The organism is Corynebacterium sp. J010B-136 (genome assembly GCF_002967075.1).
In the GTDB taxonomy this organism is placed as follows: domain Bacteria; phylum Actinomycetota; class Actinomycetes; order Mycobacteriales; family Mycobacteriaceae; genus Corynebacterium.
This window is the reverse complement of sequence record NZ_PUGE01000010.1, coordinates 36,779-48,410: the sequence shown is the minus strand read 5'-3', so window position 1 is coordinate 48,410 and position 11,632 is coordinate 36,779. Positions and strand designations below refer to the sequence as shown.

Below are 11,632 nucleotides of genomic sequence, written 5' to 3'. Positions count from 1 at the left end.
CTTTAGGAGCCAACAGCAAGTAAAGGAAAAGCATGAGGCAATGCTTGAACCACTAACTCCATATTCGGAGATGCATCCGCGGGCAGCTAGCTCCATGTATTGGGAGTGCGCGCATGAGGTAGCTGATCCGGGCTTTGAAAAAGAAGCTTGGATTTCATCTACCTTGCTCAGCTTTGGCCCGTGTGGTTTCAGTATTCGCTCCGATGCCACCATCATCTACTGCGCTGCTGACGACGCCCCCGGTATCGCCAAAATGCCTACCGGGCCAGTAAGTTCAGATGCTGCCATCATCACGTCATTATTCGTGTCCTCCCAGCGTTGTGGACGTGGGTTGGAATCAGTACTTTTGGATACTGCAATTATGGATTTGCTCCAGCGCGAGTTCGATGCCGTGGAAGCTTTTGGCTACCACGATTTTGGAGAGACCGCGGACGATGAAATCTTTTATGAAAGTACTGATGTAGGTACGCAAGGGCCTGGAATCGAGGAGCTCTTTAAGAGCACTTCTTCGGAGTTTTTCGTCGACGTAAATTTTGAGATTGCCCGGCACTTTCTAGGTATCCGCCCCGATCATATTGGGCTTTTACCGGTCTCTATCCTGCAAGGAGCAGGCTTTGAGATCGTCCAAGACCATCCAGTTACCCCGCGGCTGCGTTTAGAGCTGCCACCGGCGCATGATCTGCTCTCAGCAGCCGCCGTTGAAGACTTAGTCGCTAAAGCCTTGGCCTAGCAAGTCCGATTATGCGTATAGAAAAATCACCGCAGCTAACGAAGTAAATCTTCGATGGCTGCGGTGATTTAGTATTGGGCCTAGCTTTATGGAGCTTGTTCAGCACGCAATAGCTCGGCGAAATTATAGGTACCGGTTGGCGCATTATCATCGTCAAGCAGATAGAGGCGCTTGACAGCAACCACGATGGCTTCTGCAATATCATCGCGGCTAGATGGATTGGTCAGTACCGAAACGTCATGCGGGTTGGACAGATAGCCCAACACCACCTGGACAACCGGCATGCGCGTAAGACGCAGCAGCTCCCACGTACGAGCATGATTATGGTTGTTGCTCAGATCCGTACGCGCGACAATCTCGCGTTGGATATATCCAGAGAGCGTTTCTCCAATCATGGAGGTACTACCTAGCTCGGAGCCGAAGTAAAAGCTTGCGATACCGTTAGCTTTTTCATTCGGGTAGTGATCGCAGGACAAGGAAATAACCAGATCAGCATCAAAAGCATTGGCTATTTCTGCGCGGTCCTTGTTGGAAGGCTCATCCTCGCGAGTACGCGAATAGATAATTTCCATGCCCGCTGCAATCATGCGACCAGCCAGACGTTCAGCGAGATCCCACAAGATTTCCTCTTCAGAAATCTGGCCAAAACGACCTTTAACCTGCTGACCCTTGTTATCACCACCGAGACTCGGATCAATAACAACGCGTTTACCAGCGAGTTGGGGTCCCGCATTACGCACGCGTTCACGCTCTTGAATGTTGTGTGCAGACCCGCCGGTAATGCGTCGGCCTAAGAGGCCGAACGCACGAATCGTAGCGGGGCCGCACACACCATCTTGTTGCAGACCGTAATTGAGCTGGTATTCCAGCAGTGCTTCATGGGTAAAGGAGCCAAAATGGCCATCGATACGCGCCATGTAAAAGCCCAACTCTTGCAGCTGGCGTTGCAGCTGCAGGACATCATCACCAACAAGCTCATTGTTGGGTTGATAGCTTAAGACCCGGTTGCCCAATTTATAGGAAGCCTGGCGTAGTTCCCGCAGGGTTAAATCATCTATATTTCCCGAAGGAATGATGCCCCGGGACTGCTGAAATGCTTTTAGGATGTCGGAAAGCTCGGGGTCGAAGTGCTTGTCTTCTTCGGAGAACTTCTGGCGCTTCCAATCCGATACGTCGCCGGTGTAGTTCGACAACATTCCAACGCGCGCAAGCGTAGCCCTAGCTTCAGCAACGCGGGCACTGCGATCTCCAACCCGAAGGACTCGATCCACTTCGTCCCCCTTTCTAGAACTCATAACCATTTCAGTAAATACTTTTATCCGTTGACAATTAATCTTGCATTCCACTCTAGTGTGACAGTTTGAGAATACGCCATTTCACACGAACATCAGTGGAAACATCAGCGAACCACGATAACAAACTAATCACGACTAGCCCTAACTCGGCGCTATGCCACATTAGCGGCAATAACCTGCAGGAACGCGAAGACGCCGAGGTCTCAGCAGGAAGCTTTCGACCTCGGCGTCACATATTATTAGAGTCTTTTCATCACACTTTACGGTTGGTGACAGACACGAGAAAATTACTGAAGCTGTGCCTGAATCTTCGAAGTAATCGCAGGCTTAGGCTGCAGCCCGATGAATTCATCGACCTTCTCGCCGTTTTTGAAGAGCAAGACAGAAGGGATGGACATTACCTGGAACATCGCGCCCAATTCGCGCTCTTCATCCACGTTGATCTTGGCGATTGTGACATCATCACCGATTTCCGCGGCGATTTCATCCAGCAATGGGGATAACTTCTTGCATGGACCACACCATTCAGCCCAAAAATCAACGACCACGAGCTTATCGGAGTCAATAACTTCGCTGCGGAAGGTGTCTTTGGTTACGTCAATTACGTTGCTCATATTCTCCCTAACGCTGTGCAGCTAAGAAATGTTCCGCATCGATGGCCGCGCGGCAACCGGAACCAGCGGCGGTAATAGCCTGGCGGTAGTGATCATCAACCAGGTCACCACATGCAAAAACGCCATCGACATTGGTGCGGGTGGAAGGCTGCTCAACTACGACATAGCCTTCTTCGTTAGTAGCAACCTGGCCTTCGAGGAACTCAGAGCGTGGATCGTGGCCAATGGCGACGAACATTGCGGTGAAGTCCTTCGTGGAGGTCTCACCAGTAACGGTGTCTTTCAGCTCTAGGCCGCCGACCTTGCCGTCGACTTCGATGACCTTTTCCACAGTCTTGTTCAGTTCCCACTTGATCTGTGGGTTGGCGCGTGCGCGCTCCAGCATGATCTTAGAAGCGCGGAACTCTTCACGGCGGTGAATGATGGTGACGGTTTCAGCGAACTTGGTCAAGAAGGTCGCTTCTTCCATCGCAGAGTCACCGCCCCCGACTACAGCAATGTGGTGACCCTTGAAGAAGAAGCCGTCACAGGTTGCACAGGTAGAAACGCCGCGGCCAGTCAAGGTGTCTTCACCTTCAACGCCGAGGTGGCGTGGTGCCGCGCCGGTTGCCAAAATGACAGAGCGAGCCTCAAAGACTTCGTCTCCGACGTGGATCTTCTTAATGTCGCCTTCAAGCTCAACAGAGTCCACGATTTCCATGCGCAGGTCAGCACCGAAGCGAGTAGCCTGAGCGCGCATTTCTTCCATGAGCTCAGGGCCCATGATGCCCTTTTGGAAACCAGGGTAGTTTTCCACTTCGGTGGTGTTCATCAATTCGCCACCGTATTCAAAACCCTCAAAAACGATGGGTTTGAGCTCTGCGCGTGCTGCATAAAGTGCAGCGGTGTAGCCTGCTGGGCCGGACCCAACAATAGCGACATCATGGATGGTCATGTACTAACTCCTCTATTTGTTACCGTGGGCGATTATAGCCGCCAATAGGATCAACAGCAGGGTTCGTGAACTAATTTCATTCGCCACAGCTGCTGCATGTCGAGCCGAGCCTGCAAGACAGGTAGCTGCAAAGACCCCGGCGACTTGGTTTGAAAGTAAATTCTTAAAAACCAATTCTTCTTGCGAGTCTACCGCCGGAGACGGTGCTTCTAGCCAATCGCCAAGCGCAGAGCACTTTTCGCGCGCGAGCGCCGCGATTTTACGGTTCCTTCCGCTACTCCCTGCAGTCCTGCGACATCTTTTAAGGAGTAACCACCAATCTCCGTGAGCATCCACACTTCCCTTTGTTCAGGTTGCAGATTTTCTAAAGCTTCTTGGATATCCAAGCGCGTATCGATGCCCATCAGGGGCTCGTGGGAAAGCCAGCTATTTCGATCAGCATCTACTTCCCCGTCGAAAGAATGGTGCTGCACATTGGAACGGTGATGCACATAGTCATAACCCGAATTTCGCACCAACCGGTTTAACCAGGTCGAAAGCTTGGCCTCAGCCCGGAAGGTATGCAGTTTATTGCTGGCTTTAAAGAATGTCTCCTGCACGATGTCCTGGGCATCAGTTTCCGTCTTGGTATAAGACTTCGCAACGTAGATGAGTTGTTCTCGGTGACGTTCAACAATGGTGGAAAAAGCCTTATGGTCCCCGTTTAAGAAGGCTTCCACCAGTTTTTCGTCCGTGGGCTCACTGTCATCAGCCGCCATCGCACATTCCCCCGAGATATTGTGATGAAAATATTAAACACCACTACATGGTGTGTTTCTTCACCCATTATCACGGGGCTTTCAACAAAGAACTAGGGTTTTTAGCCCACCGAAGTGGGCTATACCGCGCAACCTTTCTTAGACTTGCGCAGTCTGCGACTACTGGCCCTTCAGTTCTTTCTGTGCCTTCTGTACATGAAGGTTGCGGCGCACAGTGTCCTGGCATTCCAGCAGTACACGGCGTAAAGCACCGGGTACTTCGTCAGCGCTTAAGAACTCATCTGTTGCTGCTAAAGCCATTTCTAGTTGTGGGTATAAACCGCGCACAATGTGGTTGGCAATCTCGATGGGGTGCTTTTTCCAGACAGTAGACAGGACTTCAAAGAACTTTGGCGCAAAGACTTCGCTTAATGATGCCGAGCGTGGAGCATTAAATGCCCCAAGCAGTTTCAGTACTTCCGCATTGGAATATGCCTGCGGAATAAGCAGCTGATCGAAGATATAGCGCTTATTCTCCTCGGTGGGGAAAGAATACTTCGCGCCTAAGTATTCGGCTTCTCCTGTAAGCGTGTTGTCTTCTGCACGCTGCTGATCGAGGACCTCTAGCGGTAGTGCATCGCGTGCTGCGAGGCCGCGAATGATGGACCAGCGCAGATCCGGGCTTAATTGAAGGCCCGTAACCGCGCCATTGAGGATCTCTTGCAAGCGTTCAGTGCCCGATTCTTCAGGGGTTGCGGTAAGCGATGCGATGGTAGAACGGGCCAGCGTCAATTGCGCATCGGATCCGGGATCGGCGCTGGTCAGCAAGTTCCAAGAAGCCTGCGCGATTTCTGCACGTGCATCATCGCGTTGTTCTTCAGGGAGGAAATGCGTAACGGCATAGCGCGCATTGGCGAAGTTGGTGCCCATGAGATCGGCATTGTCTTCTTTCGGGGCGTGCTCTAAGACCGTGGCGATAAACTCTTTAGCTGGCCACTTCCCATCCCGGGTCATATTCCACAGTGCCGTCCAGATAACCGCGCGCGAAAGTTCTTCTTCGGCTCCTCCCGTTAACTGCGAAAGGTTTGTGCGCACCGTTTCTAAGGAGTTGTCATCAAAGCGCACCTTCGCATAAGTATGGTCACCATCGTTGAGTAAAACCAGGCTAGGGGCTGGCTTGCCTCTAGCCGCTGAGATCGCGGTAGTGCTGCTACCAGCGGCGATATCGATATCGAAGGTGTCAGTGCGGTGAAGGTGGGCATCGAAAAGCGCAATGCTGAAACGGTGTGGACGAACTTCCTCGTCAGCTGTCGCATGGATTTCTAAAGACTCAATGGTGTCACCCTGGATGTGAATTTCCGGAGTAAGGGTATCTGGCCCAGAGGTCTTCAACCATGCTCTAGACCAGGCTTCAAGATCGCGGTCGGTATGGTTACGCAGCGCGTTTAATAGATCGTCAAAGGTTGCGGCGCCAAAGGCATACGCCTGGAAATAATCCCGGGCGCCGGCATAAAACTCTTCGCGGCCGACATAGTGCACGAGCTGCTTCAGCGCTGCAGCACCCTTGGCATAGGTGATGCCGTCGAAATTCTGGCGTGCAGCATCCACATCTGGGATCACCGCCTTGATCGGGTGCGTGGTGGGCAACTGGTCCTGGAGGTACGCCCAATTCTTGCGGCTACCAGCAAAATTCGTCCACGCCTCTTTATATTGGGTCGAATGCACGGAGGCGTCTGCTCCCATGTATTCAGCAAAAGATTCTTTCAACCACAGGTCATCCCACCACTGTGGAGTAACCAGATCGCCAAACCACATGTGCGACATTTCGTGCAAGATCGTGTTGGTCCGGGCAGCGTGCTGCGCACGCGTTGGCGCTGATCTAAAGAGATAAGACTCAGTAAAAGTGACAAGCCCTGGATTTTCCATCGCGCCTAAGTTGTATTCCGGCACGAAGATGGAGTCATACTTGCCCCAGGGGTAGGGATAGGCAAAGTTCTCATGGAAGAAATCCATGCCTTGAGCTGTCAGTTCTAAGATCTCATCATCCAAGTAATCGGCCATGGATGCCCGCGCAAAGCTTCGCAAGTCCACCGTTAAAGAACCATCCGGCGCTGTCCATGTTCGGGACTTAGATGCATAAGGCCCCGCAGCAAAGGATGTGAGATAAGTAGACAGCAACGGAGTTGGCGCGAACTGCACGGTCGCCACTTCCCCACTGGAATCGCGGGACACCTCCGGCTGATTGGCCAGGATTTCCCATTCGGCGGGTGCTGAAAGTTTCACGTGAAACTTCGCTTTTAAATCAGGCTGTTCAAAACATGGAAAGATCCGGCGGGCATCGGAAGGCTCTAAGTGTGAATAGAGATAGGTATTGCCGTCAGCGGTGTCGAGCATGCGGTGTAAGCCTTGCCCACTGCGTGAATAGCTGGAGAGACTGTTAATTTCAACGGTTACTTCTTCCCCGGTTGGCAGGTCGCGGAGATAAATTCTGCCATCGTGGAAGTCGACATCAACGGGGTTGCCGTTGACAGTCAGATCAGAGATTTCCGCACCTAGATAATCTAAGAAGATCTCCGGTGCAGTCGTTGAGAACACGATTCGAGTGTTCACCGGATAGGTGGTGCGCTCGTGATCGCGTGCTTGCGACAGATCTAAATGCAGGTGGTAAGAATCTAAAGATAGCGCATCGGTTCGAAACTGGGCTTCTTTATGAGTGAGATTAGCTTGAGACATATTGGCCATTGTAGAACTCACCGGAAAAATATGACGCTGAGCACACTGAGCCCTTTTTCTCGGGTGCTAGGACAGGTACGCTTTAGGCTAAGCGGCCCTTGAATGGGGTTGCCACAACTACCCCATTGGAGGGTCGTCATGTCCGTGAAATCTTATACCTATATCAGCTTCCCCGGTACTGCGAAGGAAGCATTTGAGTACTATCACTCCATTTTTGGTGGTGAACTCGAGATCTTGACCTATGGCCAATTCCCGGAGGAAATGGCCTCGGAATTTCCCTTTGAACTAAACCCGGATGCTGTTGCCAATGCCACCTTGGTCTCTGATGTCATCTCTCTCGCGGGTGGTGATGCTATGGATGAATCAGCTCCAGGGCTTGATGGCACGCCTTATTCACTTTTGCTTATTGCTGAGGATGAAGCAGGAGGCCGACACTATTGGGACACGTTCCTAGATACTGGCGGCGAAGTTGTTTTGCCGCTGGAGTTAGCGCCATGGGGCGAACTCTATGGCCACGTCCGGGACCGCTTCGGCATCAGCTGGGCTATAAACGTCTCCGCCAATTAAAGCTGGGAGCAATCTGCAATGCCCCTTTAGCTTCCTTCTCTTTCCAAACGCCTATGCCTACTAAAGTTTGATCTCAGGTAGATTCATAACATTCAGTAGGTTCTGCGGGCATCGATAAGCCATGTCGTTGTTGCGGGAGAGAAAGGTTGCTATGGAAAAGGTGCCGCACAGCGGAACATCGCTATTGCAGCGCACGGTAAAAAGACAATGGAAGCGCGCTGTTGCGGGAGCTATTTTCTTAGGCCTGTGGCAAATTAGTGAAGCTCTAGTTCCTATTGCCATTGGTCTCATCATCGATCACGCAGTGTTGCCGCGCGATCTCATGCTCATGGGGATCGCGTTGGTGTGCTTCGCGCTATTATTCGTTGTTCTCTCCGGTTCCTATCGCATTGGCTCCCGGGCGCTTAATCGTGCAGTCAACCATGAATCGCACTCTTTGCGGGTAGAAGTCGCAGAGCATGCGTTGACGAAGCTGTCTACTAAAGATCTCGTGCCAGGTGACGTCATGTCGCGCTCTACTGCGGATGCTGATTCCATCACGCGCATCTTTGGCCAGATTGGAACGGGTGTTTCCGCGCTTACGGGCTTTGCCGTAAGTGCGATATTTTTGCTGTTTAGCGACTGGCTTGTTGGGCTTATCGTATTGATTATCGCGCCAGTGATTTCTTTGATCGTGGCCTCAACCAGCAAGGGGATTTCCCAACGCAGCGCCAAGCAACAAGCGACGCTTGCCGCCGCCGGGGCGCAAGTCGGTGACACGATGCTGGGCCTGCGCGTCATCAAAGCGATCGGCGGTGAGAAGTGGGCAAGCTCCGCTTACCACCAGGCTTCCCAAGAATCCGTACGCGCGGCTATTAGTACTGCCGCTGCCACCGGAAAAGTCGCTGGCATTGGTGAGCTAGCCGTGGCTTTGAACCTAGCTGCGGTGTTATTGATGTCAGCGTGGAGAGTCACCTCCGGTCACTTGGAACCAGGTCAGCTCGTGGCCATCGTGGGCATTGCTGTGTATCTTTCCGAACCGATCCGGTTATTGAGCAACTCCATGAGTGATGCCGCCGTTGCGCATGGCGCAGCCGGACGAGTAAGCGAATTCTTGGGCACTACCCCACCTTCGAATGGTCAAACTTACAACGTAGAAATCGCCGATTCTGCGTTCACAGTCGCGGACCCAGCGGCTATCACCTTGCCTGAAAACCACGAGCAGGTACTGATTGCCCCGCACTCAGCCGATATCTTTGAGGGAACCTTGCGCTCTAATATCACCATGACGCATGAGCCCAACACGGTCATTGACCCAGCGGTGCTGGAAGCATCGGGTGTGGCAGAAATTGTTGAAACACTCCCCGAGGGCTTAGATGCACCCGTGCGGGATTCGGGCAGCAATTTATCTGGCGGTCAGCGCCAAAGGCTGGCTTTAGCGCGCGCTTTGTATGCAGATCCGGAAGTGCTAGTGCTTAGCGATCCCACCAGTGCCGTTGATTCAGTCACCGAAGTTAGCATTGCGCAGGGGATCTATAACTATCGCGCGGGCAAGTCCACGCTGGTGCTCAGCACCTCACCGGCTTTTCGGCACCTAGCAGACGAGGTGAAGTAAATGAGCACTATTTTAGCCTCAGCGCGCCCCAAGCACGCTTTCAAGATCGCGTTTGACCAGCTCAAACCCTACCGGCTTCGCCTGCTTGGCGTACTGGTCTTGGGTTTAGTTACTGCGATTTGCGGGCTGATCGGCCCGTGGGCAGTCGGCGTCGTAGTCGACAAATTGCTCATCACCCCAGATTTCCGTCAAGTACTCGGGTATTGCTTGCTTATCGTGGTCGGCGGCATCATCGCAGCATTGGGCACTTGGTGGGGCAATGTGTTGCTGGCGCGGGTTCTAGAACCAGCCATCGCCAACTTGCGTGAATCGGTACTGGATGCGGCATTGACCTTGAATTCAGATACCGTAGAACGTGCCGGTCGCGGTGACTTGGTCTCACGTGTTGCTGATGACTCCCGGGAAGTATCCACGGCGGCGAGCTCGGTTATGCCGATGGTCATCCAAGCTGGTTTCACGGTGATTGTCTCTGCCGTCGGCATGACCGCGGTGGATTGGCGTTTAGGGCTGATCGGGTTAATCGCTATCCCCTTGTATTGGACAACTTTGCGCGTCTACTTGCCCAGGTCGGGTCCTATGTATACCCAAGAACGCGAAGCTTTTGGTGTTCGCACGCAACGCCTGCTGGGTGCTGTGGAAGGTGCTTCAACCTTGCGCGCCTACCACGCAGAACCGGTGGAGCTTGCGCGCATCAACCAGGCTTCAGGCAAGGCGCGGGATATCTCGATTGCGGTATTCCGGTTTGTCACCTGGGCCTTTTCCCGCAATAACCGCGCAGAGTGCATAACGCTGATTGCTATTTTGGGCATGGGCTTTTACCTGGTCACTCAAGATCTTGTCACGGTCGGTGCGGTTTCTACTGCGGCATTGATCTTCCACCGGCTTTTCGGACCGATTGGCATCGTGGTGGGCATGTTTGCCGATATTCAATCGGCGGCCGCGTCGTTGATCCGCATGGTTGGGGTTATCGACACCGCGCAGGCACGCACGCCCGGAACGGTTGCAGCACCACAGCACGCAACGCTTTCGCTTGTCGATGTCTCCCACGCCTTCGACGAGCTTCCCGTCATCGATAAGGTGAGTCTGCACATTTCACCGGGTGAGCATATTGCCATTGTTGGTGCCACAGGTGCCGGCAAGAGCACGTTGGCGTTGATCGCGGCGGGGCTATTGACCCCCACTGACGGTACCGTGGAGCTAAATGACAAAAATATTGCTGATATTGAGCCGAGTCAGCTGCGCGGTGTCATCGCGATGGTCAGCCAAGAAATGCACTGTTTCCGCGGCACTGTGATTGACAATGTGCGCATGGCTAAACCTGATGCCAGTGATGAAGAAGTCCGCACAGCACTTTCTACCGTGGGGGATTTTTGGATTGACCGCTTGCCCCAGGGACTTCAAACTGTCATCGGTGACGGCGGATTTGGTCTCAGTGCGGTTGAAAGCCAGATGCTGGCTTTGGCGCGCGTGGAGCTCGCCAATCCAGAATTAGTGATTTTAGATGAAGCGACCGCAGAAGCTGGTTCGGATCAGGCGCAGCGTTTGGAAGAAGCAGCCCGGGTTGTAGTCAAAGATCGTGGGTGCCTGACAGTGGCCCACCGCCTGGATCAGGCTGCCGATGCTGATCGCATCATTGTGATGGAGGCCGGCAGCATTAAAGAATCCGGCACGCATGAGCAGCTGCGCACACTTGGTGGGGTGTATGAAAAGCTCTGGCAAGCCTGGGCTGTGTAGTTTAGGGAGTAATTGAAAAAGGTCGTGCTGTCGGAGAAAATCCGACAGCACGACCTTTTTAAGGTTTTAACTTAAGCGTTCTTGATTGCAGAACCCTCGATCTCGATGGTGACCTTTTCAGAAACCAGGACACCGCCGGTGTTTAGTGGAGCGTTGAACTTCAGGCCGAACTCGGTGCGGTCGATCTTGGTGGAAGCTTCGAAGCCGACGCGGGTGTTGCCGAATGGGTCCTCAGCAATACCCTCGGTCTCTACATCCAAGGTGACAGACTTGGTGGTTTCACGGATGGTCAGGTCGCCGGTCAGGGTGCCGTTGCCGTTCTCATCGATGTTGAAGTCGGTTGCCTTGAAGATCATGTCTGGGAATTCTTCGGAGTTGAAGAAGTCATCAGCGCGAACGTGGCCGTCACGGTCAGCGTTGCCGGTGTCCACGGAAGCGGTCTTAACTACAACCTCGATGTTGGAATCTGCTGGGGTGTCAGCGATTTCAATGGTGGCATCCCACTCGTTGAACTTGCCGCGAACCTTGGTAACCATTGCGTGGCGAGCTACGAAACCGATGATGGTGTGGGTTGGGTCCAGGGTGTAAGAACCGGTGAAGTTAGACATTGTGTACTCCTAAGTAGTCATTTCAAATGCGTTGCGATTCAAGCCTTAGCATCAACCTTTGTTGACGCAACAACAACTATTATGGC

The 11,632-nt window shown here is 52.9% G+C and carries 10 protein-coding genes; 4 read left to right on the top strand and 6 right to left on the bottom strand.

The genetic code is table 11. From position 1 onward, the window contains the following. Positions 1-40 precede the first annotated feature (40 nt). A complete protein-coding gene (locus tag C5Y44_RS12565; protein WP_199186062.1) occupies positions 41-730 on the top strand; it encodes a hypothetical protein in 690 nt (229 codons plus the stop codon). An 86-nt stretch (positions 731-816) separates the two neighbouring features. Here the strand turns inward: C5Y44_RS12565 and C5Y44_RS12560 are convergent, their stop codons facing one another. The 5 genes from C5Y44_RS12560 to pepN form a co-directional block, all read right to left on the bottom strand. Continuing rightward, entirely contained in the window at positions 817-2,001 is a 1,185-nt protein-coding gene (locus C5Y44_RS12560) for an N-acetylmuramoyl-L-alanine amidase (protein WP_105325246.1), read from the bottom strand. Positions 2,002-2,312: 311 nt separating this feature from the next. Then, a complete protein-coding gene (trxA, locus tag C5Y44_RS12555) occupies positions 2,313-2,639 on the bottom strand; it encodes a thioredoxin (protein ID WP_066839472.1) in 327 nt (108 codons plus the stop codon). A gap of 7 nt (positions 2,640-2,646) precedes the next feature. Continuing rightward, the gene (gene trxB / locus C5Y44_RS12550; RefSeq protein WP_075723737.1) at positions 2,647-3,573 is read right to left on the bottom strand and encodes a thioredoxin-disulfide reductase; all 927 of its coding nucleotides are present in this window, start codon (positions 3,571-3,573) and stop codon (positions 2,647-2,649) included. Between the two features lie 209 nt (positions 3,574-3,782). Beyond that, positions 3,783-4,331: an RNA polymerase sigma factor gene (locus tag C5Y44_RS12545; protein ID WP_105325245.1), complete on the bottom strand. Its 549-nt coding sequence runs from the start codon at positions 4,329-4,331 to the stop codon at positions 3,783-3,785. A 159-nt stretch (positions 4,332-4,490) separates the two neighbouring features. Next, on the bottom strand, positions 4,491-7,043 hold the full coding sequence (gene pepN, locus C5Y44_RS12540) for an aminopeptidase N (RefSeq protein WP_105325276.1): 2,553 nt from the start codon (positions 7,041-7,043) through the stop codon (positions 4,491-4,493). 138 nt (positions 7,044-7,181) lie between these two features. Between pepN and C5Y44_RS12535 the strand changes: the two genes are divergently transcribed. The 3 genes from C5Y44_RS12535 to C5Y44_RS12525 all read left to right on the top strand — a co-directional run bounded on the left by C5Y44_RS12535 (position 7,182) and on the right by C5Y44_RS12525 (position 10,938). Continuing rightward, positions 7,182-7,610, top strand: a complete 429-nt coding sequence (locus C5Y44_RS12535) for a VOC family protein (RefSeq protein ID WP_105325244.1) — start codon at positions 7,182-7,184, stop codon at positions 7,608-7,610. A gap of 151 nt (positions 7,611-7,761) precedes the next feature. Further along, positions 7,762-9,204 carry an ABC transporter ATP-binding protein gene (locus C5Y44_RS12530; RefSeq protein WP_105325243.1) on the top strand — a complete coding sequence of 481 codons (1,443 nt, stop codon included), beginning with the start codon at positions 7,762-7,764 and terminating at the stop codon, positions 9,202-9,204. Further along, positions 9,205-10,938: an ABC transporter ATP-binding protein gene (locus C5Y44_RS12525; RefSeq protein ID WP_105325242.1), complete on the top strand. Its 1,734-nt coding sequence runs from the start codon at positions 9,205-9,207 to the stop codon at positions 10,936-10,938. A 71-nt stretch (positions 10,939-11,009) separates the two neighbouring features. On the opposite strand, the gene C5Y44_RS12520 is transcribed toward C5Y44_RS12525, so the two are convergent. Next, entirely contained in the window at positions 11,010-11,546 is a 537-nt protein-coding gene (locus tag C5Y44_RS12520; protein ID WP_066797200.1) for a YceI family protein, read from the bottom strand. Between the last annotated feature and the right edge of the window lie 86 nt (positions 11,547-11,632).